At 38.0% G+C, this 25,350-nt stretch carries 21 protein-coding genes, 2 pseudogenes and 1 riboswitch; of the genes and pseudogenes, 3 read left to right on the plus strand and 20 right to left on the minus strand.

The window, feature by feature from the left end; genetic code table 11:
* Nucleotides 1-21 precede the first annotated feature (21 nt).
* The 8 genes from ACFQRG_RS19975 to ACFQRG_RS20010 all read right to left on the minus strand — a co-directional run bounded on the left by ACFQRG_RS19975 (nt 22) and on the right by ACFQRG_RS20010 (nt 8,276).
* The gene (locus ACFQRG_RS19975; protein ID WP_380969466.1) at nt 22-1,353 is read right to left on the minus strand and encodes an MFS transporter; all 1,332 of its coding nucleotides are present in this window, start codon (nt 1,351-1,353) and stop codon (nt 22-24) included.
* Nucleotides 1,354-1,829: 476 nt separating this feature from the next.
* Entirely contained in the window at nt 1,830-2,549 is a 720-nt protein-coding gene (locus tag ACFQRG_RS19980; protein ID WP_380969468.1) for a FadR/GntR family transcriptional regulator, read from the minus strand.
* A gap of 162 nt (nt 2,550-2,711) precedes the next feature.
* Nucleotides 2,712-3,470, minus strand: a complete 759-nt coding sequence (locus ACFQRG_RS19985) for an SDR family NAD(P)-dependent oxidoreductase (protein ID WP_380969470.1) — start codon at nt 3,468-3,470, stop codon at nt 2,712-2,714.
* Nucleotides 3,471-3,507: 37 nt separating this feature from the next.
* The gene (locus tag ACFQRG_RS19990) at nt 3,508-4,458 is read right to left on the minus strand and encodes a transketolase family protein (protein WP_380969472.1); all 951 of its coding nucleotides are present in this window, start codon (nt 4,456-4,458) and stop codon (nt 3,508-3,510) included.
* A complete protein-coding gene (locus ACFQRG_RS19995) occupies nt 4,459-5,292 on the minus strand; it encodes a transketolase (RefSeq protein WP_380969475.1) in 834 nt (277 codons plus the stop codon).
* Between the two features lie 410 nt (nt 5,293-5,702).
* Nucleotides 5,703-6,155: a DUF2188 domain-containing protein gene (locus ACFQRG_RS20000; RefSeq protein ID WP_380969477.1), complete on the minus strand. Its 453-nt coding sequence runs from the start codon at nt 6,153-6,155 to the stop codon at nt 5,703-5,705.
* A 142-nt stretch (nt 6,156-6,297) separates the two neighbouring features.
* Nucleotides 6,298-7,884, minus strand: coding sequence for a plasmid pRiA4b ORF-3 family protein (locus tag ACFQRG_RS20005; RefSeq protein WP_380969479.1), 1,587 nt, complete (start codon nt 7,882-7,884; stop codon nt 6,298-6,300).
* A 17-nt stretch (nt 7,885-7,901) separates the two neighbouring features.
* Nucleotides 7,902-8,276: a hypothetical protein gene (locus ACFQRG_RS20010; protein ID WP_380969481.1), complete on the minus strand. Its 375-nt coding sequence runs from the start codon at nt 8,274-8,276 to the stop codon at nt 7,902-7,904.
* A gap of 212 nt (nt 8,277-8,488) precedes the next feature.
* Here ACFQRG_RS20010 and ACFQRG_RS20015 point away from each other — a divergent pair, with 212 nt between their 5' ends.
* On the plus strand, nt 8,489-9,385 hold the full coding sequence (locus ACFQRG_RS20015; RefSeq protein ID WP_380969483.1) for a LysR family transcriptional regulator: 897 nt from the start codon (nt 8,489-8,491) through the stop codon (nt 9,383-9,385).
* A 233-nt stretch (nt 9,386-9,618) separates the two neighbouring features.
* Here ACFQRG_RS20015 and ACFQRG_RS20020 read toward each other — a convergent pair whose 3' ends face one another.
* Nucleotides 9,619-10,509: a hypothetical protein gene (locus ACFQRG_RS20020; RefSeq protein ID WP_380969485.1), complete on the minus strand. Its 891-nt coding sequence runs from the start codon at nt 10,507-10,509 to the stop codon at nt 9,619-9,621.
* A gap of 408 nt (nt 10,510-10,917) precedes the next feature.
* Here ACFQRG_RS20020 and ACFQRG_RS20025 point away from each other — a divergent pair, with 408 nt between their 5' ends.
* Complete coding sequence (locus ACFQRG_RS20025) at nt 10,918-12,093, plus strand: hypothetical protein (protein WP_380969488.1); 1,176 nt, start codon at nt 10,918-10,920, stop codon at nt 12,091-12,093.
* A gap of 294 nt (nt 12,094-12,387) precedes the next feature.
* On the opposite strand, the pseudogene mmuM reads toward ACFQRG_RS20025, so the two are convergent.
* The 7 genes and pseudogenes from mmuM to ACFQRG_RS20060 form a co-directional block, all read right to left on the minus strand.
* A pseudogene (gene mmuM / locus ACFQRG_RS20030) lies at nt 12,388-13,329 on the minus strand (homocysteine S-methyltransferase).
* Nucleotides 13,304-14,713 (minus strand): S-methylmethionine permease, encoded by a 1,410-nt coding sequence (gene mmuP / locus ACFQRG_RS20035; RefSeq protein ID WP_380969610.1) that lies wholly within the window; start codon nt 14,711-14,713, stop codon nt 13,304-13,306. The pseudogene mmuM and the gene mmuP overlap by 26 nt, the downstream one beginning before the upstream one ends.
* Before the next feature lie 81 nt (nt 14,714-14,794).
* Nucleotides 14,795-14,899, minus strand: a riboswitch (SAM riboswitch).
* A 295-nt stretch (nt 14,900-15,194) separates the two neighbouring features.
* Nucleotides 15,195-16,553 (minus strand): MFS transporter, encoded by a 1,359-nt coding sequence (locus ACFQRG_RS20040; RefSeq protein WP_380969490.1) that lies wholly within the window; start codon nt 16,551-16,553, stop codon nt 15,195-15,197.
* A 174-nt stretch (nt 16,554-16,727) separates the two neighbouring features.
* Nucleotides 16,728-18,014, minus strand: a complete 1,287-nt coding sequence (locus tag ACFQRG_RS20045) for an ammonium transporter (RefSeq protein ID WP_380969492.1) — start codon at nt 18,012-18,014, stop codon at nt 16,728-16,730.
* Complete coding sequence (locus ACFQRG_RS20050) at nt 18,014-18,424, minus strand: hypothetical protein (protein WP_380969494.1); 411 nt, start codon at nt 18,422-18,424, stop codon at nt 18,014-18,016. The genes ACFQRG_RS20045 and ACFQRG_RS20050 overlap by 1 nt, the downstream gene beginning before the upstream one ends.
* A 147-nt stretch (nt 18,425-18,571) precedes the next feature.
* Nucleotides 18,572-19,915: pseudogene (locus tag ACFQRG_RS20055) on the minus strand (GntP family permease).
* A 12-nt stretch (nt 19,916-19,927) separates the two neighbouring features.
* A complete protein-coding gene (locus ACFQRG_RS20060; RefSeq protein ID WP_380969496.1) occupies nt 19,928-21,124 on the minus strand; it encodes an iron-containing alcohol dehydrogenase in 1,197 nt (398 codons plus the stop codon).
* A 378-nt stretch (nt 21,125-21,502) separates the two neighbouring features.
* Here ACFQRG_RS20060 and ACFQRG_RS20065 point away from each other — a divergent pair, with 378 nt between their 5' ends.
* Nucleotides 21,503-21,883 carry a VOC family protein gene (locus ACFQRG_RS20065; RefSeq protein WP_380969498.1) on the plus strand — a complete coding sequence of 127 codons (381 nt, stop codon included), beginning with the start codon at nt 21,503-21,505 and terminating at the stop codon, nt 21,881-21,883.
* A gap of 91 nt (nt 21,884-21,974) precedes the next feature.
* Here the strand turns inward: ACFQRG_RS20065 and ACFQRG_RS20070 are convergent, their stop codons facing one another.
* From ACFQRG_RS20070 to ACFQRG_RS20085, 4 genes are all read right to left on the minus strand, one after another.
* The gene (locus ACFQRG_RS20070; RefSeq protein WP_380969500.1) at nt 21,975-22,850 is read right to left on the minus strand and encodes a DMT family transporter; all 876 of its coding nucleotides are present in this window, start codon (nt 22,848-22,850) and stop codon (nt 21,975-21,977) included.
* A 206-nt stretch (nt 22,851-23,056) separates the two neighbouring features.
* Complete coding sequence (locus ACFQRG_RS20075) at nt 23,057-24,034, minus strand: ornithine cyclodeaminase family protein (RefSeq protein ID WP_380969612.1); 978 nt, start codon at nt 24,032-24,034, stop codon at nt 23,057-23,059.
* 102 nt (nt 24,035-24,136) lie between these two features.
* Entirely contained in the window at nt 24,137-24,499 is a 363-nt protein-coding gene (locus ACFQRG_RS20080) for a hypothetical protein (RefSeq protein WP_380969503.1), read from the minus strand.
* Nucleotides 24,500-24,556: 57 nt separating this feature from the next.
* A complete protein-coding gene (locus ACFQRG_RS20085) occupies nt 24,557-25,345 on the minus strand; it encodes an SDR family oxidoreductase (protein ID WP_380969505.1) in 789 nt (262 codons plus the stop codon).
* Nucleotides 25,346-25,350 lie beyond the last annotated feature (5 nt).

Below are 25,350 nucleotides of genomic sequence, written 5' to 3' on the forward strand. Positions count from 1 at the left end.
TGAATCAAGCAACCCAGCCTTTCAACTAGATTTTTCCATCTTTTTTTCACCATTATGACTTAGAGCTTTTCCGGACTGTTTTACCAAAAAGATAACAATACAAGAACCTATAATCATAGTGACACCTAAGAAAATCATACTTGCATTAAAAGATCCTGTTAAATCTTTAATATATCCCACGATGTACGGTCCAAAAAATCCGCCAATATTTCCTATACTATTAATTAGTGCAATGGCTCCTCCAGCTGCTGCTCCGGTTAAGAATGAAGGTGGAATTGCCCAAAATGGTGAGTATGCGCCGAATGCTCCACATAGAGCAATTGTCAGAAGTACAAATGATAAAATAATGCTTGTATTTGCAACATAAGTACTGATTATCATTGCAATGGCACTTATTGTTAAACATACAGCAACATGCCAACGTCTCTCGTTCTTCTTGTCGGAATGATTCCCAACTAAAAACATTGTTACCATAGCACAAACATACATAAGCCCTAAAATCCAGCCCATCCCCTGAGTACTAATAGATACTGTCTCTGATAATCCTTTCGAAATAGTCGGTAAAAACATATTAATTCCGTAATAACCAACCATCCAGCAAAAATATCCTACGGATAAGATTAAAACATCACGATCCTTTAAAGCCTCTAAGAAAGTGTAGTGTTTTACTTGTTGCTTTTCCAGCCTCTCTTTTGTCGTAACATCAATTAACCATTTTTTCTCGTCTTTATTTAACCATTTTACATCTTCAATTTTATCATCAAGATAAAAATAACATACGACACCTAAGATCACGGCTGGAATCGCTTCCAAAATAAATAACCATTGCCAACCGGCTATATCTAACCAGTCAATACTTAGCAAGAATGTGGAGAGCGGGGAACCAATGGCATTAGCAGCAGGTATCGCCAACATGAATCCCGCAATTGCTTTTGCATGATGTTTCGTTTGATAAAAACCGCTTAAATAATTTACTAAACACGGATAAAAGCTGGCTTCAGCAACCCCTAAAAGAAACCGTACAATATAAAATTGAGCAGGAGTTTTTATAAAAACCATTAAAATAGCTATAATGGCCCATGTAACCATTATTCTGCTAATCCATTTTCTTGCTCCAACTTTCGCCATTAAAGCGCTGCCCGGCACCTCTAAAAGAAAATAACCAATGAAGAAGATTCCTGCCCCAAACCCATAAACAGCATTTGAAAAGCCTAAATCTTTATTCATTTCTAGAGCTGCAAATCCAATATTCACTCTATCCAGTATGGATATTGTAAAACATATGAATAAAAATGGAATTAATCTTAATGTAACCTTTTTAGTAGTTGAACGCTCTAATGAAAATTGATCCAATATGATTCCCCCTAAGTTTTCATACGTTAAAAATGTTGCAAACCCTTACATTAAATAATTTAAAATAACACTTTTATCCGTCCTGAAATTCAGTAAAACAAAAAGGTAGATAATATTAGAATTTCAATAACCCCTTTAAAACATAGCATATCTGCCGAGAATTAATGACTTTAGCATTCTCCATCTTTTCTTTTTATAATGGCTTAAAATCTTGCCTATCAACCTCCCCATATTTTTATACGTCCACTTGTATACTTGTCTACTAAGTTACTTGTATAATTAGTATAATTTTATCGATTTTGTTTGTCAATAGTTTTAAAATTATGATTTTAAGCTGTATACAAGGAATCTTAAGATATATTCTGAGCACGGAAAATAAAAAAATTCCCCTTCACTAAAAATGGGGAATTAAAAGTGCATCCTATTGTTTCTCTTTTTAATGCCTTTAAAATTCATTATTGCAGTCAATTTTCGTTTTAATCTTTCCAATACCTGTCATATAAATTTTGCATATGTTTAGTCATAAATTCCATAGCTTCTTTTTCATTGTGTTCCTCAATCGCTTTAATAATTAATTTATGTTCTTTAAAATTAACTTCCCTATAGTCTGGCCGCGTAACGGTTCTATCTCGAATAAATTTCCACATTTCTTGTTGTTTCATCGCATTACTAATAGCCATCATGATGTTAACAAATAAATCATTATGAGAGGCTTTTGCAATACTATAATGTAATTTCTCATCTGTTTCTGGTACATATAAGCCTGCCTCGGTTTCTTCCTCCATCTTTTTGATAGTCGAATGAAGAACCTCTATATCTTCATTATTAGCTCTTTGAGCAGCATATTTTACAATAACAGGCTCTATATTCATCCTCACTTCTACAATATCCTCAGGGGATATTGAATTGAAAAAGATGGCTGATTGCTGACTATCATGGGCAATCTGATTGCTTTTCACATACACCCCTTCACCTTGACGAGAGTAAATAAAGCCATTTAATTCTAATGCACTAAGGGCTTGACGAACAGGGGCACGGCTTACACCAAACTGTTCGCACAGCTCCCTCTCAGCTGGCAGTTTATCACCAATTTTCAATGAACCTGATTGGATTTCTGAAAGAATTTGATTATAAATTTGCATATACAATTTCTTGTTAGATACAGGATTAAAATTAATAATAACCACTTCTCTCATATTGTGTTCGTTGTATTCTAAGTAAGTAATTAGACATGTATAATTATATTAATATTATTAAAAAAGGGCAATAAGCTTAAATCCATTTGTGGAAATTATTTAAATAAATAATATAGACAGGCATCCCTAACAAGAATGCCTGTACAGTAAAAATTATTTAAATTAATCCATATGTGAACCACCGTTAATATCTATTTCCTCACCTGTAATATAAGATGCTTCTTCTGAAGCTAAGAATGCAATGGTTGCAGCAATTTCTTCCGTTTCTCCAGGTCTTCCCATAGGGATTCCCGCAATAACTTCCCTTGCCTGATCCTCAGGAAGGGATTTCCATATGTCTGTATTAACAAGTCCAGGTGCCACACAGTTTACTGTTATTCCATCGAGTGCAACCTCACGTGCAAGGTTCTTTGAGAAACCTAATACGGCAGCCTTTGAAGCGGAATAGTGCGGTCCTCCAAATATTCCTCCTCCGCGTTTTGCTGAAACTGAAGAAAGACTGATGATTCTGCCAAACTTTTGCTTTTTCATCGTTTCTAATACTGATTGAGTGCATAAAAATAATCCAAACATGTTAACATTAAATATTCTTGTTACGTCCTCAAGTGTCATATCTTGAACGGTCACCTTTTGTGAAACCCCTGCATTATTAACAAGGATATCGACCCTTCCATAAGTTTGGAGAACTTTCTCAACCATGGCTTCATTAGATTCTTTACTTGTTACATTTAATTCTATCCCTAAAGCTTTTCCTCCAGCTTCTGTAATAGCATTAACAGTATCCTGAATTCCGTCCATATCTATGTCAGCGACAACTACTGCTGCTCCCTGTTTTGCAAGTGTTAATGCTATTTGACGTCCTATCCCCTTTTTGGAACCACTGCCCGTAACAATCGCTACTCTATTATCTAATTTAAACATTTATACTCTCTCCTCTAGATTAATTGATTTAGATAGTTTACTTGAGCATTTCCTTCGCTGTTTTTAATATGTTTTCTATTGTAATTCCATTAAGTTCTAATAGTTTTTCATATGGTGCGGATTGTCCGAACTGATCTTGCACCCCTATTCTTCTTACGATGCCCTTTCCTTCTTCTGCAACTACTTCACATACAGCACTTCCAAGACCATTTAAAATATTATGATCTTCAATAGTAATGATCTTGCCAATCTTTAAGCAGTCAACGACTGCTTCACGATCTAGGGGTTTAATGGTATGCATGTCTAATAATTTTACAGAAATCCCCTCTTTTTTTAATTGTTTTGCTGTTTCTAAAGCGAGATGAACGGTATCACCATTCGCAATAATAGCTATATCTTTACCTTCTTTGATTTTCTTTGCTTTCCCAATTATAAATTCTTCATTTTCATCATATAGAACTGGAACCTTATCTCTAGTAAAACGAAGGTATACCGGTCCATAAATTTTTGCTGCTTGTTCTACTAATTTTCTGGTAGAATAATAGTCAGCGCCCATTATCACTGTCATATTAGGAAAACTTCTTAAAACTCCCATATCCTCTACAGCTTGATGACTCCCACCATCATTAGCCGGGGTTAGACCTCCATGAGAACAGGCAATTTTTACATTTAGGTTTGGATAACAAATTTCTTGTCTAACTTGCTCCGCCATTCTTAAAGAACCAAATACAGCGTAAGTGCTTACAAATGGGATCTTACCAGTGGTTGCAAGTCCTGCAGCTAAGCCGGCAGCATTCTGCTCAGCGATACCAACATTAATATGTTGATCAGGTAATTGTTTTATGAAATTTACTGTTTTACATGACTTTGCAATATCAACATCAATAACATAAATATTTTTATTTTTTTTACCTAATTCTACGATTTCATCACCAAAGGCTTCTCTAGTAGCTTTTTTTATTGTCAGAGTTTTTTCCATCATACTCATTTATTGTAAACCTCCTGTGATTTCTTCCAATGCCTTCTTGTATTCTTCATCATTAGGAGCCACCCCATGCCACTCAACAACATCTTCCATAAAAGAAACACCTTTACCTTTTACCGTTTCACATACTATACATTTTGGTTTTCCGTTTTTTGCCACTCTTATTTCATCTAATGTTTCAACAATCTCTTCCATAGAATGGCCATCAATTTTTTTCGTTTCAAAACCAAAGGCATCAAATTTCTTTTCTATATCTTGTAAAGGCATAATTTCATCACAAAAACCATCAATTTGAAGTCTATTGTTATCTACAAATATAACTAAATTATCTAATTGATATTTAACTGCGGTTTGAGCAGCCTCCCAAATTTGCCCTTCTTGACACTCTCCGTCTCCTATCAATGCAAAAACTCTATAATCTTTCGAATCTCTTTTTCCTCCTATTGCCATTCCAACTCCACAAGAAAGCCCTTGTCCCAGTGACCCTGTTGAGATATCGATTCCAGGACACTTTTTCATATCTGGGTGCCCTTGAAAAGGAGAACCATACTTTCTTAAAGTGTATATCGTTTCATATGGGACATAACCTCGTAAAGCTAAGGCAGAATATTGTATAGGACAAACATGTCCCTTTGATAGAACAAATCTGTCACGATCTTCCCAAGTTGGATTGTTCGGATCAATGTTCATTTCTTTAAAGTATAATGCGGTCATAATATCTGCTGCAGAGAGTGAACCTCCTGGGTGACCTGACTGTGCTTCGTGAATCATTGTTAAAGCCGTCCTTCTCATTTCAATAGCTTTTTCTTTTAATTCTTCAATACTTATATTTTTCATTTCCGCCACCTCATAAAATTATGAATCGAAATTTTCTAATATTAATTCAAAAAAAATTAAACATTTGTCATATTGTCTACTTGTCTACTAAGTTGACTTGTAATTTAAGTATATCTCTAATTTAATATTTGTCAATCTGAATTTTATATAAATTAATTGATTGTCCTAATTTAATGAAACCAGGGGTATGATAGTAGAACATACGAAGGAAGGTAAAGAAATTGCTAATTAAAAATATAGCAAACAGGATGATTCGTTTACGAATAACAGCCTTACGGATGCATTAAAATTGGCGCTCAAAGGAAAAGAATAATTTAAAGAAAACACTGCAAGCCATTTTCGCTTGCAGTGCTTTCTTTTGTATTTTAAAAAAGGAATTTTTCTATAAGCTAGTTAAGAATGTACACGTTCTAGCTTTTATAAGACACACGATCTTGAATTTTTCCGTTTTTTTTATGAATAATAACTTCGGTCCCCTTATTTTTAGCAATTTCTTTTGCTCGTTTAACCGCTTCATCTTTATGATCTAGAACTTCGCTTGGTTTCTTGGCATCTTGAGATTGTACTGCCCAGCCGTTGGAATGCGGAATAACATGTTCGCCTTTGTCCATGAGTTCCGGACGGCTCTTGTATATCTGACTATCTGACCTTTCTGTCGGATCTACATTTTCCTTCAGCTTACGAATCTCATCCTGGCTGGCATTCTTATACCATTCTTTTGCCTGATTTGTAGCTATTGGAATCGCCCGACCTTCTTCATACCCTTCATCAATCATGGCATTGGCGATATCGATCGCTTTCTTTCGTACGGCATACTTCAAATTTTTCATGGAACTTGGGTAATCATTCATATCCCAAGGCATTGATATCTACCTCCAAGAAATTTAATTGTACTTGTTATAACTATAACCGGGTTATTCATTATTGAAACATCCATGAACTTTGATCAAATCGTTTAATATAAAAAAGCGCGGAGAAAAACATGTTCCTCCGCGCTCTTCCGTATTAAATAAAATGAAACATTTCTTTACGAACTTGTTCGATAATTGGAAGCTTATTAACACCTATACATTTAATTGATAATAATTTGAATATAGGTTGGAGAATCACAGCGTCCTTTTCATTATCCAACCATACTTCTCTTGGTATATGTTCAAGGTTCTCAATCATTTTTAAAAATGATGCTTGCAATTGTTGTGCATATTGATCATGGGCTATAATATCGTGAAATATAATCATTCCTTGTTTTTGTTCAGCTGCTACGACAAAACTTGGATAATATGGACGTTCACCTTTGTTTTCTTGAACAGGTTCCGGTCCATAAAAGGACGAAAATTCAATCGGAATATTTAACTTTTTATATTTATTTTTCATCTGTCTGACAGCAAACTCTGATTCAAATAGCTTTACAGTTCCAATTTCTTCATCTTCATAAAATTTTGGGGTAATTAATTCCTCTTTCCATTCAACTTTCCCGCTCTTTTGGATGGGAAGCCGCGCAAACCATTGATCAAAATGGGATTCGTTAACAAGCTTAGGATTGTTTTTAGTTCTTTGGACAACCTCAATCACTTGTCTGAGCACAATATTAATAATGTCGGCTTCTTCTCCGTCAATCAGCCACGGGTAATAACCTGGTTTAAAGCTGCGGAATAACGGCCATTGTTTTTTACCGCGAAAGCTAAGGCCTTGCCGTTTGATCAGCTTATAGTCGTCAGGTGAAAGTTCATCCCGGTCGGAGAATGAAATCAGGATGCTTCTCTGATTCATAACGAGATCATGATAATCTTCTGCTCCCTCTAATGTTTTAAATATACTTTTTAATCCATCATTGCCTAAATATATGGCGAGTCCAAATTCTTCACCGGCCTCTCCAAGAACGGAACAATACGTCAGCTCACGAGAATCCGGAAGCCCCACGACAATAATTTGATCACTGGACATCCACTCCCAAGGTTTAAGTTTCTTATATTGATCAACGTTATTAAATAGCTCTGACCAGTTGTCTCCCTCTTGTTCCGGTACACTCCAAAAGCTACTGAAATGCTCATTAATCTCTATTGCTAATGCTTTATTGTCAGCTAAAAGTTCCCTATATTCATCATCATCTTCCAAAGACCCTCTGCTGTCTTCCTCAGGTGCAAGTCTCATTGCTTTAATACAACGCGGATAATTAACGCCTTTTTCGACTGGCAATATCTTTTCCAAAACAATTTCATGCTGCCAATCATCACCAAAGTCATAAGTGTACAGGCATTTATCCTTTTCATCCAGTAAATAATCTTCAATTATCTCTTTCTCTTCATCAAGCGATTCCGTTCCAAGACCCAAAAAATCATTATCAACCTTTTGGGATTTAATAATGATATGTCCCGGTTGAAAAGGCCCGTCAAACATGTTATTTAATCGGGCTGATTTTAGATGACCCTCTTTTAATTCAATTCTGAAATCATGAAGATGGTAATCCTCCCAATCAAAAGCGATCTGAATTAACTGATGAAGTGTCTCAAAAGTTATTTTACTGTCCACTTGAATTCTTCGCCATACCGGCGGTTTCATGTATTTTAAGTTGATTTTTAATTGATAGATCATACAGTCGCTCCTTAAGTTTACTGCTTGTTTAAACGCTTAGCGTCAACAAAATGAGTCGCATAAATTTTCTCAACAGAAGGGTCGCCATATTTACTAAATTGCAACTTAACCTTTGGCCCTTTTCCCCACGAATAATAATAAGTCCAAGACGGTTTTAATCCTCGGTTTTGTGCATATGACCTTAGTTCTTTCATGATGTATGAAAGTTGTTTTAAATTCCCCATAATCCCCCGTTCTAAGTAAGGAACCTGCCTTTTTCGCCATTTTTCATGGTCTTTTACAGAAAGTTTATCCATTCGGATAAATAAGTCAACTGCACTGACATAGCCTTTTTCATAAACAATAGCTTCGGCTATGTTGCGAACCCTAATAGCCATTTCTTGACGATTCATAAAATCTCCTTCAATTTTCTTTCTATTTTCTTTAGCCTATCAAAAAGTTGGAGGTTTTAAAATAAAAAAGTAGTATAAAATTGAAAAGCATTATATTTGCCATTATTCCTCCGGCCAATTCGAAAATGCCAAATACTTATATCTTATATCAAGATATGCTTGATGGGTATTTCAAAAACGCATAAACTAAAACAATAAAGGAGGCGTGTTATATGGAATTTAGAGTTTTGCGGTATTTTCTTACTGTTGCAAGGGAAGGAAGCATTACGGGTGCCGCTGATTTTTTGCATGTTACACAGCCAACCTTGTCAAGACAATTAAAAGACCTTGAACAAGAGTTAGGAAAAAAACTATTTATCCGCAGCAGTCACAGTATCATTCTTACCGATGAAGGAATGCTCCTGCGAAAGAGAGCAGAAGAAATCGTTGCTATGGTCGATAAATTAGAGGCAGAATTTAGTTCCATGGAAGAAACAATAGGCGGTGATGTTTATATAGGCGGCGGGGAAACAGACGCCATGAGACAGATTGCACGGGTAGTGAAAAATTTACAGTTAAGTTATCCAAATATACGGTATCACCTCTACAGCGGAAACGAAGACGATGTGACAGAACGGCTTGACAAGGGATTGCTTGACTTTGGTATTTTAATTCAACCAGCTGATTTATCAAAATACAATTATATCAATATCCCAGCCAAAGATGTTTGGGGCGTTGTTATGAGGAAAGACAGTCCTCTTGCTTTTAAAAATACCATTCAAGCCGAGGATTTATTAAATGTTCCGCTAATTTGTTCACGACAGGCTATGAAACAGACTTTTTCAAAAAATGAATTTGCGGATTGGTTTGGTGAAGATTTTAATAAATTAAACGTTGTGACGACATACAATCTTGCATATAATGCTGCCCTTATGGTTGAAGAGGGTATTGGTTATGCAATAACCCTTGATAAAATAGTGGATACGTCCAGTGATAGTAACCTTTGTTTTAGACCGCTGGAGCCAAGACTTGAATCCGGCTTAAATATTGTTTGGAAAAAGCATCAAGTTTTTTCCGCTGCTGCCGATATGTTTTTAAAAGAAATTCAGCGGAAGTTTTCAAATTCTTAATCAGCTGTATAGGCTTAAGTGTAACCTTGATGGGCACTGGGCAGTACCCTAAGCAGAGCTATCACTCAATCGAGTATTATGAAAATCCCTCCTGAATCTTTTACATCTCAGGAGGGGTTTTCAATGGCGACCCTCATCTTGAATCGGTATACTGGTTCCAAACTAATTTCTTCCGGAGAAAATGTTCTTTTCATTTTTAACGTGTTTACTTCCTTTGCTCTCTTTCTTTTCAGTCAAAGATTAAAATCCCTTTTCATTTCCCCGATTGTCTCAAATCGGTCTGTTTCGGCTAAATCCGGATGATCAAACGACATCTCATGCGATTTTAACTTTTTATTAACCTCACGATGGAAGGAATAATCCCAGCGAAGCTTGTGAATGAAATGTTCTCTTGAACCTTCAAACCCAACAGCTTCTTTCAGCCAGTCTAGCGTGTCCGCCTCCCATGCCTCAGGAAGCGGTGAGGTTCCTTGAATGTCTTTGAATCTTAGCATATTGCCGTCGACCTTTAAGGCACGCGGGTTATAATAGCCATAAACCTTTTCAAAGCGCTCACTATTTTGAAGCACACATTTCCCGCCGCGATGTTCGCGCAGTCCATACCCGCCTTCAGTGCTGTTCATATGATCAAACTGTTCTTGATCGACAAGCGTCAGCCAAATCTCCGTTTCAGCACCGGTAACCGGGGCGATGATAGCCGGCAGCGCGCCGTATGGTGCCAAAAAAGACCCATAGACAATATCCGAATCTTTTATCGTTGCCCGGTAGCAAATCGTCAGATCGCTCATATCCGGAGTTAACCCGAATTTATAAGCTAATTGCGCAAGACAAACGTTTGACCCATAGCCAAGCAGCGGAATCCGTTCAGTAATCGGCGCAGCCTGTTCCTTTTTCAAAAATTCCTTCACCGTCATTTTTACCGTACTCGAAAAAGCAAGTGTACCGAGCAGGTCATCGCGCTGTGAAATATGAATCGTACAATCTTCAACGGCTTTTCCATGTTCTTCTTCAATTTTATGGGCTTTTCCTTTATAAAAAATAAACGATGAGACCGGGCGCGGACCGGGGTAAATATCCGGGTGATCATAAGGACTTAAATTAAAAGGTTTCGATTCTCTATACATTTGGGACCTCCATAAAAATTTCCATTGTTTTATCCGTTTATCATTCTTCTGAATTTTACCAAACTCAAATTGAAATTGAAAAATTAAGAGGAGCACTTTTTATTTCATAAAAAAATTATCTGTTTTTGTCGACTTTTAAATTTACAATGTTTCCAGCAGGGGCGATAATGGTTGCGCTTACTAAAAAATTTAGTATTAATTGCCTTGAGTGAAATTTCAAAAAATGACTATTCAAGGCCTTTATCTTATGATAAAATCCTTAAAACATAAAGAATAATTTAAACATTGGTATAAGAAAGCAGTCATACAGTTAAGGACCTGTCCGAAAACCAAAAAGACTATTTTCATAACTTGCCGCTTTATTATTCTAAAAATTCATTAAACTATTTCATAAAAGGGGTCTTTATAATGAATGAACCAATTTTTGCAGCCATGCTTATTTTATTTTTATTGGCTGTTGGCGAACTTATTTCTATTATGACAAGAGCGAGAATTCCTATGTTACTTGTCGTTCTTATAGGATACTTGATCACGCTTTGGACAGGCATCTTCCCAAAAAAGATTATTGATTCATCAACTATAGGCACATTTGGAACGTTAATGATTGCACCGCTGATCGTTCATATGGGAACACTCGTCCCGTTTAAAATTATAAAATCACAAATTAGAGCGGTCATTATCGCTTTATGCGGGGTCGCGGTTGCTGCTGTACTTATTCTTGCCATTATTACGCCTATGTTTGGTTATTCGTCAGCAGTAGCCGGGACAGGACCTTTAACCGGCGGCACCATTGCATTTATATTAACCGCCCAAAAACTGAAGGCTATCGGCCAGACTGGCTTAGTTACCATTCCAGCTCTTATTCTTGCAATACAAAGTTTAATCGGTATGCCGCTTGCCTCATTCTTTCTGCGCCGTCATGCTAAGCATGTCAAGAAAACACTTAATCAGGCAGCTTACACAGAGGTTGCTGCTGCTGCAGACCCTGAAAGCATACTCACTGATTCAAAAAGAAAGACTTGGATTCCGAAAAAATATCAAACGCATGTCATCCTTTTATTGCAGCTATTTATTGGCGGAGCATTAGCTATTTTCTTAGGCAATTTAACCGGCATTAATTATAGCTTATGGGCATTAGTCATTGGTCTAATCGGTGCATATATCGGCTTTTATAATGATAAGATGCTGGAACGTGCGAACTCATTCGGCATCGCTATGGTCGGGATTATCGTGATTACGATGAGCTCTATGAATGATGTAACGATCCATATGTTTGTTGGCTATTTACCGGTCGTTCTCGCCATTATGGCAATAGGTATTGTCGGGATTATCGCAGGCGGCTTTGTTGGGGCAAAATTAATGAAGTGGAACATGAATAAAGGGATTGCAGTAGCCTTAACAGCTTTATTCGGATTCCCCGGTGACTATCTGCTCTGTGAGGAAATCAGCCGCAGTGTCGCTGATAACGAAGCAGAACAGAAAACCATTTTTAATGAAATCCTTACACCAATGCTTGTCGGCGGCTTCACAACCGTCACCACCGCATCAGTTATCATTGCAAGCATCTTAGTTCAGACTATTTAATTGAATATAATTAATCAAAAAAACTATGTCTATAAATGGGATAAGAGAATTGACATGTATATATAATCGCTTAGCTAAAAATTTACAATTTTACTCTGGACTAAAAACAAACACAAATAAAACATGTAAATTAGAAAGAAATCATTTATGAAAAAGAATATCAATCATACTTAAAACCGATTCCCTTATTTTAGGAAATCGGTTTTGTTGCTCTATCTAAGCCGACAAAATATTTTCCACCTACTTATTAATAGACTTTTGTATGGACTTGGATATTACTATATACTCTAGAGGTTAACGCAATTTATTTGCAATCTCCTTAATATGATGGGGTTCTGTTCTGCAGCATCCTCCGATTAATCGTGCTCCTGCATCGTACCATTCCTTGGCTTAAACATCGAAAGACTGACATGATTCTTGGCCATGCCATGTTTTAGTTTCCGGATCATAGTTTTCACCGGAATTCGGATAAACGATAATTGGCTTCTTCGTATTTGTACTTAACACATTGATGGCTTCTGTGACAAACGATGCTGGGGCGCAATTGATGCCAATTGCGGCAATTTGATCATGATCATTAAACATTTTTGCACACTCTTCCAACAAGGTACCGTCACTGATTGTCTTGTTATTTTTCAAAGAGAAAGATAACCAGGCATATGATTCCGGAAAGTCTTTTAATAATGAGGCTAATATCTTTGCTTCTTGCAGAGAAGGAATTGTTTCAAACGCTATTAAATCAGCACCTGCTTCGATCAAAGCTGCCATTCTTGTACGATGAAATTCCGCTAATGTTTCATCTGTAACATTATAGTTTCCTGCATATTCTGAACCATCTGCAAGATATGCCCCATAAGGCCCTACCGATGCCGCAACCAATGGCTTCGGTCTAAATGCCTGCATATCTTGCTGCCAAAAATCATCTCTTGCTTTGCTGGCAAGCAGTACAGTCTTTTTAATTAACTCTAAAGCCTCTTTTTCTTGTATTCCACGTTTAGAAAATCCATTAATAGTAGCTTGATAGCTTGCGGTGATTGCACAATCAGCCCCCGCACGAAAATAGTCAGCATGAACCTGGTAAATCACTTCTGGACTTTCCAGCAGTACTCGCGCAGACCAAAGAGGGTCATTCAAATTGCAGCCATACCGTTCAAGTTCTGTAGCTAAAGCGCCATCCAGAATCATAACTGAATAATCTCGTAAAATAGCATCAATGGGATTGAGTTTTGTTAACATATTTTACTCCTCTCTTCTTCAATCTTTGCGTGAAATAATAACTTCCATAGCAAATAAAAATAAACGGAATACCGCAATAAAGGGCGATTCGTTGTGTAGGGTCAAATGCAATGCCAATACATGAAGCAAGACAAAGTACAAAAGAAGCGATTGGTACAATAGGATATAGCGGTGTACGGTAGGCCAAATCCTGTACTGAATTTCCCTCTTTAATATATTGTCTGCGAAATAGAAATTGCGAAACACTGATACTCATCCAAACAATAACCACAGCTAAACCCGAAATAGATACAAGCACGATATACACAGTTCCTGGTGCAAAAATACTTGAGAGCAAAGCTAAACCGCCGCCTATCATACTAAAAATAATAGCGACCAGCGGTACACCCCGTTTGGTTAACTTTGCGAAAACCGGCGATATAGTCTTTTTATTTGCTAGTGACCAAAGCATTCGGGAAGAAGCATATAAACCAGAGTTTGCCGCAGACAAAATGGCTGTCAAAATAACAAAATTCATAATATCAGCTGCGTATGGCACTCCAATTCGTTCGAAAACTGCTACAAAAGGGCTTTTTAATACTCCCGCATCCGACATTGGCAATAATGCAGATAAAATAACGATCGTTCCTACAAAAAAGATGACCAATCTCCACAATGTTGTGCGAATAGCCTTTGGGATAGTCTTGGCCGGATTTTTCGTTTCTCCAGCTGCAATGCCAATTAATTCAGTTCCAGAAAAGGCAAAATTGACTGCAAGCATTGTCATGATAATAGCAAAAGTACCATTAGGAAATAATCCGGCACTGATAAAGTTAGAAAAGAATGGAGCTGCCTGTGAATTCTTCATTGGAATAATGCCTACCATTGCTGCTACGCCTAAAATAATAAATACGACAATTGCTATGACCTTTACAGAAGCAAACCAGAACTCCGATTCAGCGAAAAACTTAACCGTCAGCGCATTTAATAAAAAGATCAAAATGGCAAATAGTGCACTCCATATCCATACATTAATAGATGGAAACCATCGTTGCATAAGCAAACCTGCAGCTGTAAACTCAGAACCTAATGAAACAGTCCAAGTCAGCCAATACAACCAAGCAACTGTATAACCTGTTCCTGGCCCAATGTATTTCGCAGCATAGCTGTGAAAGGCACCCGTCTCAGGCATATGTACAGATAATTCCCCTAAACATAACATGACCAGATAAACGACTACTGCTCCAATCAGATACGCGAGAATGGTGCCAAATGGGCCGGCCTGTTGGATGGTATAACCTGAACTAAGAAATAATCCGGTTCCAATAACCCCGCCAAGAGACAGCATAACAAGATGTCTTACTTTCATTTTCCTTTGAAATTCCTGCTTTCCTTCGTTACCCATCATACTCTCCTTCTTCATCATCCAGAAAAAACAAAAACACACTCTAAAGAAGAGTGCGTTACCGACAAATAAAAACGTACGCTCTTATCTATCAGGGTTTATCACCCACTGGAATTAGCACAGTATCTTAATAGATCTGTTGCTGAGGTTTCATAGGGCCAGTCCCTCCGCCTCTCTGGATAAGAAATATTTTTTAATAACTTTATCAATTTACGAATTAAACGTCAAGAGAATTCTGCACTTTTACAAATTATGGTCCTTCTAGCACTTAATCTAATTCTTTAATGGTAAATCTTTTACAGATGTCTGTTGCGTTTACTTGCCTCTGCGTAAAATTGGCATCTACTGCTGCAAATTTTTTCCTAACGTATAAAAAGAATCCCAATTTATCTATGAAACATAAAGATAAATTGAGATTTTAAACTAGGGAATCTTAACATTGTAAATCTGCATTTTACTATATATTTTTTTATTTTAGTTACTAAATCTCCTCTAACTCCTTCTTATTTGTCTTAGGCCCAAAACCTCCGATTGAAATGGCCACAATCAACATAGCAACCGAGATAAACCCAAAGACACCGACAACACCAAATTCATGAAGCAATCCAGCGATGATGAATCCCGAGAATACAGAACTTAATCGGCTCCAACCATACGTAAATCCGACACCGGTGGCACGAATGCGTGTTGGATATAACTCCGCCTGGTAAGAATGGAATAAAGTGCTGAACCAGTTATTAAGAAGCGTAATAATAATTCCCATTAGAATAATCAAAGAAGGTATTCTAGTCAAAGAAAAAATAGTACCAGCCACAGCGATTGCGATTGAAATAACAACGATCATCCACTTTCTTTCAAGCCGGTCTGATGTTAACATACCTAAAATTGGGCCAAATGGATTTGCCAAAGCCATGATAAATGTATAGAAGAGTGAATGGACGAGCGTAATACCCTCACTTACTAATAAAGTCGGTACCCAGGAAGCAAACCCGTAAAATCCGATAGTTTGAAATAGATTGAAAACTAACAGCATAATTGTCCGCGATCTGTACGGCGGTTTCCATATTTCTGAGAACTTCCCCTTCTCTTCCGCCTTAACTTCTTTGTGTTGGACAGGCGGCAGTAAACCGACTTCTTGTTCAATCATTTTCTCCAAATGTTTCATCGTTTGATCAGCTTTGTCTATTTGACCATGCTGCTCTTGCCAGCGCGGCGATTCCGGGAGACCAAGTCGAATCCACCAAACAAAAACAGCACCAAGTCCACCGATCAATACAACCCAGCGCCATCCATCCATTAAGAAATGTGTTGGAACAAGCAGATAGGCCAGCAGGGTAACAATAGGAACAGCCCAAAATGTAATAAATTGACTATACGCGATATAAAAACCGCGTTTCGATGAAGGCGTCATCTCAGTAATATAAGTGTCAATGATCACTAATTGTGCGCCAACACCAAATCCGGCACATAACCGAAATATGTCGAGCCATACAGCAGATGGTGCGAAGGCCATACAAATAGTAAAAATAGAGTATATAAGAAGCGAGTAAATATAACCGTTGCGCCTGCCGACTTTATCACTGACATATCCAAAAATTAAAGTCCCAAAAAACATACCTAAAAAACCGGCGCCAACAAAGTAAGCCATGCTCCCTGTCGTTAATAATTTTTCATCTATAAGTGCCGCACCGATGGAGCCGACTAAAAATAACTCATAAAACTCAAAAAAGCCTCCGATAGAAAGCTTGGCTACAAATTTAAGAAAATACTTGGACATCGGAAGGCGGTTCATCCGATCGACAACTGCAGCTTGTTGTTGCTTTTGATATTGTGTTGACATTTTTTTCACCCCTAGAGTCTGTTCTTGTCGAAATAGTAAAAATTATGTTAGCAAATTGTTATAATTACGAATATACTACTTAATTTATGGGCTGTAAATAACAAATTATTTCAAAAATTAAAAAGGAGCCGGATAAAGACTTCCATCTTTATCCGGCTCTTATGCTCCCGTCATTTAATTGGACTCTATATCATCTTCCTGATATTTGATGTAGCGGTCTTCATGATTAATAAAATCGTGTTCCCTATAAGCTGCTATCATACCATGATAACTAATATCCAATCCTACTTCCTCTTCCTCTTCAGTTGCGCGAACAGGGATCCATAATTGAATGACTTTAAGCCCTAACCACGTTAACGCAAATCCCCATAGGCTCAGTATGGCAAGCCCTAAAATTTGGATGATCAATAAGTGCCAGCCCCCGCCGGTAAAAAGTCCGCCATCTTTCGCAAATAAACCTACTGCAATCGTCCCCCATATGCCTGAAACAGCATGAACAGGAAAAGCCCCCACAGGGTCATCGATACGTCTCGCTTCAAGCCAATTTGTTGCGAACATCATGAGCAAACCGGAAACCGCTCCAATAAGAATGGCAACTTGATCACTGACAAATGCACATCCTGCTGTTATGCCAACCAAACCTGCTAATGAACCATTAATGACAGAAGGCGCATCCGACCGATGATAACGAAATAATGTATAAATCAATGTCGTCGCACCGCCTGCTGCTGCGGACAGCATAGTCACAATAGCGATATGCCCGATCCTGCCATCTGTTGCGCTTAGTGTACTCCCGGCGTTAAAACCGAACCAGCCGAACCATAATAAAAATGCACCAACTGAAGCTAGAGGAAGATTGCTTGGTAAAGCGACTGTACTCGTACCCTCAGGTGTCAATTTTCCTTTACGGGGGCCAATAAAAATGGCAGCTGCCAGAGCTGAGAACCCCCCTAACGTATGAATCACCGCTGAGCCGGCGAAATCTTCCATACCTAACTTTCCTAACCAGCCGCTGCCCCAGACCCAATGCCCGGCAATAGGATAAATAAGTGCTGTCATTAAAACAACGAATAGTAAATAAGCCCGAAAATTAATGCGTTCAGCTACTGCACCTGATACGATTGAAATAACTGCAATGACAAATGCAGCTTGGAATAACCAAAATGTATCCAAAGAAATATGAAGATTTAAATGGGAGGGGTGGTTCGCTAACATGAACCCGTCCGTGCCAATTAACCCTAAAAAATCATTTCCGTACATAAGACCAAAGCCGATGAGATAATAACAAAGCGTTCCTATTGTAATATCAGCAAAGACTTTCATAATAATGTTGACATTGTTTTTATGCCTGACAAATCCTGCTTCGAGGAGCGCAAATCCCCCTTCCATAAGCAAAATCATAGCCGCAGTTAAAACAACCCAAATTGTGTCCAAACCTGAACTTACTGTATGAATGGTCATTATTGCAACCCCTCCATTTCTTTCAAGATTCTTAGTTCTTCAATAATGGCTGTTGACAAAACGATTTCGCTTTCAGATGGCCTATTTTCCAAAAACCTTAATGCGTCATCTATTTTGGCAATGTATATCTTTATCTTCTCTATTTTCTTTACACGTTCTTTAACATGAACAAGATATTCGACTGCCTGGTGGTGGCTTGGCGGGCGTCCGGTAAAAAATTTTCGAAATGGGGATAAGGATTGGTATAAAGCTTCTTTCGCTCTCTTGTCTTTTTCGTATTTATAAATTTTGTCCTTAATTTCTTCAATCTCATGCTGCTTTTTCTGTTTTAGTGATTGAAGCAGATCAACTAATTCATTGGATGAAACTTGGAAAATGATATTTTGATACAACTCATCCAAAACATTCATGTCATATCTCCTTACATCAAATGTTATATTTCTTACTATTATATTTATAATTGAATTTTTAGTCAATATTGTCCTCTTTTTTTCTTATTAACTGAGCAAAAAAAAGATGCCCACAAGATGGACACCTTTTTACATACATTTAATTTTTTAGAAAATAGAATACAAGATAACCGCAAGCAGAAGAGCTGCAGTTGGTACAACGACACTTAAATAAAAAATAGGTAAATAAGAGCGTTTATGTGTCTCACCGCATATCGTTCTAATTGTTGTTACGACATAGCCGTTATGCGGCAGTGAATCAAGTCCGCCGGAGGCTAATGAAGAAACACGGTGCATGGCTCCCGGATCTATACCTTGGGACATATAAATAGGAGCCAGTATCGGCAGGGCAATACCCAGCCCTCCGGAAGCAGAACCTGTAATACCGCATATCACCGAGATGCCAATCGCCAATCCTAAAAGCGGCGGACCGGGTATTTCAACAAGTGACTTCACAAGTGATTGGAACGCCGGAACTTTAGCGACAACGCTGCCAAATCCGACAACAGCACATGTGTTTGCCGCAGCAATTAATGCATTTTGCGCCCCTTCTGCCAACGACTTCCAATAATAAGGAACAAACTTAAAGTTTAATAACCAAGTAAGGATAATGCCTATAAAAAGGGATGTCATCGCAGCGGCCGTTGAAGATATCCAATGGGCTAATATATTTAAAATAACGATAACAGCGATTAACGGTAAAAAGGCCAACAGCGCATTCGGTAAAGCTGTATTCCGGGCTGTTCCTCCTGCTTTCGCCTTTTCATCGGCTGCTGAAACTTCACTTTAAGCTTGCGATGCGGCGCCTGCCGGCAATTCAAATTTTTCTCCTTTGGCAACCGCCTTCTTTACCATATAGCCTAACCACAGACCGCCAACAATCATAATTAATAAACCCATGATAAAACCGATAGCCCCGCCGGCTAGTGGTGTTGTATGAAAGAATTTTGTCGGAATAATATTTTGAATTTCAGGGGATCCGGGAGACGTCATTGTAAAAGATACTGAACCAAAAACGAGTGCAGCTGGTATAAACCTGTGTGGAAGATTTGCTTTTTTAAATAACGAAACCGCGATAGGATAGACGGAAAATCCAACAACAAACAGGCTGACACCGCCGTAGGTCATAATGGCACATGCCGCAACAACAGAAAACACGGCGCGCTTTGCTCCTAATTTTCGGCTGACCCAATCGGCAATGGCGTCCGCCGCTTTAGTATCCTGCATCACTTTTCCAAACACAGCGCCAAGCAAAAAGATTAAAAACCATGAGGCAAAATAATCTGTAAAACCGCCCATATAATATTTTGTCATGGCTGTTTCTAAATTAAGTCCCCCGGTAAGCGCGGCAATCACCGAACAAATAATACCGGCAATAATAATATTAATTCCCCTCATTGTTAAATAAACTAACAAGGCGAGAGAAACAATGAGACCAATAATACTTAGCATCTACGTACCCCCTTAATGTTTTATAAACGCTTGAGATTTAAAAACATAATGATACGCATCCTTATAAAGTGATATAATTTCTTGTTTGGACGGCACTTTAGGATTATTGGCAGGACTTCCGCTTTCAATGGCATCATCAGCCATTTTTTCAAGTGAATGATAGAACTTCTCGCTATCAATCCCCCATCCTTTTAAACTCGGAATATCTAACTTATGACAAAGCGCTTTTACATCACCAACAAATTTATCAGCCACCCCCTCCTTCGTAAGCCCTTTCAAATCATCGTAAAGAAATTGACCGATTTCATTTAACCGGCGGGCGCAAGCATCACGCGTGTAATCTAAGACAACCGGCAGCAGCATCGCATTAGATATACCGTGAGGAACGTGAAATAAAGCCCCAATTGGACGCGACATGCCGTGAACCAAACAAACGGATGAGTTAGAAAATGCCGCACCTGCGAGCATTGCCCCATAAGACATGTTAGAACGCGCTTTAACATTTTTACCGTTTTGATAAGCTTCTTCAATGTTTTCCATGATTATTTTTATAGCGGTTAGAGCGATTTGATCCGTAAAAGGCTGCGCTCTTTTAGAAATATAGGCTTCAATCGCATGAGTCAAAGCATCAACACCTGTTGCTGCAGTAACACTTTTAGGAGATGAAAGCGTCAATTCAGGATCGACGATTGCCTTTTCAGGTAAAAATGCCGGCTGCTTGATCATCATTTTTGTATCATTTGTTGTATTTGTTATGACTGTGACATCTGTTGCTTCAGATCCGGTGCCGGCTGTTGTAGGAATGGCAATTAACGGAATGCCCCGCTTACCCGCAACGGTTTTGTTATTCATATAGTCTTGGATTTTCCCGCTGTTTGTTGCTAAAACCGATACAGCCTTAGCTGTGTCAATGCAGCTCCCCCCGCCAACGGCAACGATAACATTACAACTTTCTTGTTTTAAAAGGTCTAAAGCTTCATAGACAAATAGATCTGTAGGTTCAGAATCAATATCCAAATATTTAACATACGATAGGCCCGATGCTTTCAGCTGATCTTCGCATTTTTGGACATAGCCCAGCTTTTCCATAAACTGATCGCTGATAATGAGCACTCTATCACCTAAGTCCTTTGCCTCATCACCCAAATTCTGAATAGAACCCGCTCCATAGAAAATAGCTTTCGGCATTTGCAGCTTGAAAATCGCCATATTAGACTCCCCTCATATTATTTTCACATCCACAACTTTCCTTAAGTTCATAATTTTGTACAACTATTATTTATATTTTAATATAAAATTGGAAATATTAGAATAATAAAATACAACTTCTTCTTTAAATCCAACATGGATGATCCTTCCTTTATTAAATTTGGAATAGAATGATCCAGCCTAAATTGACCAAATATATACCGTTATAATGACAATATTTTAGAAATCATTGTTTCAATGAAAAAAAGGGCTTAAATATGAATTCCATTAAGTGTATAGGTGATATAATACACTTATAAATCTTAAAAACCCAAGCATCATGGAAGCTCAACAGAGGAATCACCAATACAAATCATAAAAGGAAACGGAGTGCATCCAATGATTAATAAGCTGGGGCAAATTATGTTATATGTAAACAACCAAGATGAGGCATTGAAATTTTGGACAGAAAAAGCAGAGTTTAGCGTTATATCTGAAGAAGATAACGGCCAAGGAATGAGATGGATTGAAATTGCGCCAACAAGGGAAGCTGAAACAAGCATCGTTCTTCATAACAAAGAATTAATCGCCAAAATGGAGCCTGAACTAAATCTTAATACACCTTCGTTAATGTTTTACTCGGAAAATCTTGATCAATTATACAAAGATTTTTCGGATAAAAATATCAAAGTCGGAGAAATCGTAAATATGCCTTCCGGCAGAGTATTTAACTTTGCGGATGATGAAGAAAATTACTTTGCAGTTATGGAAAAAAGGTAATTTTGAGCACCAAAAAGACTTAAAAAAATTTAAGTCATTTTGGTGTTTTTATAACCCTCTCCCATTTTTTCTAAAACAAATCTTTTAAATACTATTTTTTCTCGATGATAACAAATAAAACACCAATAAGAATTAGTATAGAGCCTATCCAAAACGTTACACCTATGTTCTCTCCTAGAATAAGCCAACCGAGTAATGTCCCAACCACGGGTTGAAAGAAGAAAAACAGCCCCCCACTTGAGGCGTTAAGCATTTGTAATCCACGATTCCAAAGCAGAAATCCACCTGCTGTTGAAACAATACCCAAATACAAGACTCCTCCCCAAATAGCCGGGTGAGTCAGTTGAGAGATATTAATTGCGTATAACCGCGGTAAAACAAAAGGGGTCAACACAATTAGGGCTATCAAGATGGAATAGGTCGTTACCACAATTTGTGAATAATCATTCGGCACACGCTTTACAAGTACAGACATGAGCGCCCATGTTAAAGCAGCAATAAGCAGTGAAATACCGCCAAGTTTACTGGACAAATTCACATGACCGACTCCAACAATGAGAAAAACTCCAATTGTCGCTAAACAAACGGATAGTCCCTTTTTTAACGTCAATTGTTCTTTAAGAAGTAAGCGTGCAAAAATAACCATAAATGCTGGTGTTGAAGAAGTTATAATGGCTCCCATTTGTGCTGAGGATAGCATTGTACCAGTTTCCTGAGCAACAATTGATATGGCGTTACCAATTATTCCAATGGCTATGATTATTAAGAAATGACGTTTATCGATTCGCCAATTTTGCCGTGATGTTAAGCCGATAATGAGAAGTGCGACAATAGCTACTAAATATCGCATCCACACAAGTTCCAGCGGAGGTATGACCGATACTACAATTTTAACAACAACGTACATACCACCCCAAATACTGGAAGCTAAAGCCAAATATATAGAACCTAAAATGGTGTTTTTCATTTTTATACCCTCCGTCTTTTATTTGGGTCGAAAATACCCCTAACGGAGAGATGTAGTCACCTTCACTCCATTAAGAGCAGAAGAGTGCTACTGGTACATCATTTTCAAATAACGGAGTCCAATACATTTTGATTCACCTCAAGTCCAATCTAATAATAGTTATCTGTTATTGCAGCTGAATATTAGGGTTTTTAGAACGATGTCCCTTAAAGGTTAATACTGGTTCCTACCTTGTTTTTAAGTGCTTTTTCGTAAAAATACTTTGCAACTACAATGTCTACAACTGCTAGTCCTACAGATTTAAATAGAGTGATTTCTTCGTTGCTTTCTCTTCCGTTTCGTTCTCCATTTACAATTTGCCCAAGCTCGCTATAGATATCAGCTTCCTTAAAAACACCTTCCTTTATTGGAACTAGTAAATCACCAGTCTCTTCCAGAGCCGCTTCATTTGATTCAACGACTACTTTGTGTGCTGAAGAAATGGCATGTGACGGCAACTCTTGCATTGTAGGTCTGAATGATCCAACTGCATTCACATGAACACCTGGTTTTAACAGTTCAGAAAAAACTGGTGTTGATGAATTTGTTGTCGTAACAATGATGTCAGCTTCACGTACTGCATCATTTGAATCAGAATATATTTGTACACGTTTACAAAATTTACTTCTAATATACTCAGCAAATTCATGTGCTTTTTGTTCTGTTCTGTTATAAAGGAGGATCTCTTCAATGTCCCGAACAGCCAGTATAGCTTCAACCAGCCCTTTTGCTTGTTCTCCAGTACCGATAATACATAACTTTTTTGAATCTTTACGGGATAAATATTTCGTTGCTACACCTGATAAAGCGCCAGTTCTAATCATTGTTAAATAAGAGCCTTCCAAAAGAGCGATTGGTTCTCCTGTTTTAAAGTCCGATAGCATCACCACTCCTGTTATCGTTTTCTTACCTGATACTTTGTTATTGGGTGCTACTGTTACTACCTTTAATCCAACACTGCTAAGCCCTTCAGCTACAGAAGGCATGGTTAATAATGTATTTTGACCATTCTCAAAAGGAAGGGCGGAACGAATAGGTGTAATAGTTCTTTCCGCTGAAAATTCTCTCAAGGCAATAGCTGCACATTCAATGATTTCATTCATATCTACTAAACTTTTTTGTTCATCAGTATTTATAACTAACATCATTCTTCATCCTCATCTATCTTTATTGAAGTGCGGTTCTATTTATTATCTCTCCTAAAAGCTGTTCTGTAAAAAAAGAAGTCTTTGTGCATGGACAAATCATTACTTTTGACTCCCTGCTTTTGTATCCATTATTGTGACAGTCGATTTATTTTTCACTTCGTCTTCCACCTCATCATAATCAATACTTGCTTCAGGCAGGGCCGAGTATTGACTCCAGATGAAGGTTAAAAGAGCAACGAATGCAACACTAACTAGATCAAAAGGATACTTTAAGAGACCGATTCCTCCAAAAGATCCTAAAAAGGATACAATCATAAGTCCTAAATAGAAAGCTAATAGCCACCAAACTGACTTTACTTGCTGTTTAAAATTAACCTCTTGAACAGGAACCCATTTTTTAGAAAGTAAATAGAAGAAAAACATTAAGAAATAAATGATAACATCAAGGTGCTTGTATGTCACAAAAAAAGAAAAAGATCCCCATGACTTTTCATAGGGATCTTTTTCTTAACTATTTGATTAAAATTCACTTCCGGGCGGATAATGATTGTTAATTGTCAGTCCGCCGTCTATTTTAATGACTTGTCCGGTAATAAAACATGCAGCGTCGCTTGCCAGGAACAAGGAAAGGTTAGAAACATCTTCAGGTTGTGTCAGTCTGCCAAGCGGTGTTTTATAGATGACCCCTTCTTTGTATTTAGCAAATTGATCTCCGGCATAGAAAGTCAAAGAATCAGTTTCAACGACGCCTGGAGAAATACAGTTGGCCGTAATGCCTTTTGGTCCTAATTCTCTTGCAAAGTAGCGAGTAAGAGATTCGAGGGCCGCTTTTGCAGAGCCGATATTAGCGTAACGCGGCAGGGCGAACTCGCTGCCCATGCTTGAACATGTAATGACACGGCCGGCGCGGTCTTCCATTAACGGCACGGAACGCTGAACTGCCTGAAGTGTACTATTAACAACAACTTGATACGTTTTTTCAATATGATAATCTTTAATATCTAAAAGATCTTTGAACGCTGTTGCTGCCGCATTGGCAATAAAGATATCGAGTGCGCCCCATTCCTTTTCAACATGATCGAACATTGCATCGATTTCTTCACGGGAATCGAGGTCTGCTTTGAAAGTAAGAGCTTGTCTTCCTAATTTACGAATGTCCTCAGCTGTCGCTTCAGCCGCTTCCCCTTCTCTGCGATAATGGATGAGAATGTCGGCGCCTTCTTCTGCAAATTTAAGCGCAGTTGCTCGGCCGATACCGCGTGAGCTGCCTGTGATTAGTGCTTTTTTACCTTTTAAAGTTTCACCCATGGATT

This window comes from Scopulibacillus cellulosilyticus, assembly GCF_042665295.1.
Taxonomy (GTDB): Bacteria; Bacillota; Bacilli; order Bacillales; family Sporolactobacillaceae; genus Scopulibacillus_A; species Scopulibacillus_A cellulosilyticus.

Bases quoted from the DNA above. Each gene is read 5' to 3' on its own strand.
- ACFQRG_RS20025 (WP_380969488.1), top strand. From the start codon at position 10,918: ATGAATGAACCAATTTTTGCAGCCATGCTTATTTTATTTTTATTGGCT.
- ACFQRG_RS20060 (WP_380969496.1), bottom strand. From the start codon at position 21,124: ATGGCGATTTTCAAGCTGCAAATGCCGAAAGCTATTTTCTATGGAGCG.
- ACFQRG_RS20050 (WP_380969494.1), bottom strand. From the start codon at position 18,424: ATGAATGTTTTGGATGAGTTGTATCAAAATATCATTTTCCAAGTTTCA.
- ACFQRG_RS19980 (WP_380969468.1), bottom strand. From the start codon at position 2,549: ATGAGAGAAGTGGTTATTATTAATTTTAATCCTGTATCTAACAAGAAA.
- mmuP (WP_380969610.1), bottom strand. From the start codon at position 14,713: ATGGGTAACGAAGGAAAGCAGGAATTTCAAAGGAAAATGAAAGTAAGA.
- ACFQRG_RS20065 (WP_380969498.1), top strand. From the start codon at position 21,503: ATGATTAATAAGCTGGGGCAAATTATGTTATATGTAAACAACCAAGAT.
- ACFQRG_RS20015 (WP_380969483.1), top strand. From the start codon at position 8,489: ATGGAATTTAGAGTTTTGCGGTATTTTCTTACTGTTGCAAGGGAAGGA.
- ACFQRG_RS19995 (WP_380969475.1), bottom strand. From the start codon at position 5,292: ATGAAAAATATAAGTATTGAAGAATTAAAAGAAAAAGCTATTGAAATG.
- ACFQRG_RS20040 (WP_380969490.1), bottom strand. From the start codon at position 16,553: ATGTCAACACAATATCAAAAGCAACAACAAGCTGCAGTTGTCGATCGG.
- ACFQRG_RS20005 (WP_380969479.1), bottom strand. From the start codon at position 7,884: ATGATCTATCAATTAAAAATCAACTTAAAATACATGAAACCGCCGGTA.
- ACFQRG_RS20010 (WP_380969481.1), bottom strand. From the start codon at position 8,276: ATGAATCGTCAAGAAATGGCTATTAGGGTTCGCAACATAGCCGAAGCT.
- ACFQRG_RS20070 (WP_380969500.1), bottom strand. From the start codon at position 22,850: ATGAAAAACACCATTTTAGGTTCTATATATTTGGCTTTAGCTTCCAGT.
- ACFQRG_RS20045 (WP_380969492.1), bottom strand. From the start codon at position 18,014: ATGACCATTCATACAGTAAGTTCAGGTTTGGACACAATTTGGGTTGTT.
- ACFQRG_RS20000 (WP_380969477.1), bottom strand. From the start codon at position 6,155: ATGCCTTGGGATATGAATGATTACCCAAGTTCCATGAAAAATTTGAAG.
- ACFQRG_RS20075 (WP_380969612.1), bottom strand. From the start codon at position 24,034: ATGTTAGTTATAAATACTGATGAACAAAAAAGTTTAGTAGATATGAAT.
- ACFQRG_RS19985 (WP_380969470.1), bottom strand. From the start codon at position 3,470: ATGTTTAAATTAGATAATAGAGTAGCGATTGTTACGGGCAGTGGTTCC.
- ACFQRG_RS20085 (WP_380969505.1), bottom strand. From the start codon at position 25,345: ATGGGTGAAACTTTAAAAGGTAAAAAAGCACTAATCACAGGCAGCTCA.
- ACFQRG_RS19990 (WP_380969472.1), bottom strand. From the start codon at position 4,458: ATGAGTATGATGGAAAAAACTCTGACAATAAAAAAAGCTACTAGAGAA.
- ACFQRG_RS20020 (WP_380969485.1), bottom strand. From the start codon at position 10,509: ATGTATAGAGAATCGAAACCTTTTAATTTAAGTCCTTATGATCACCCG.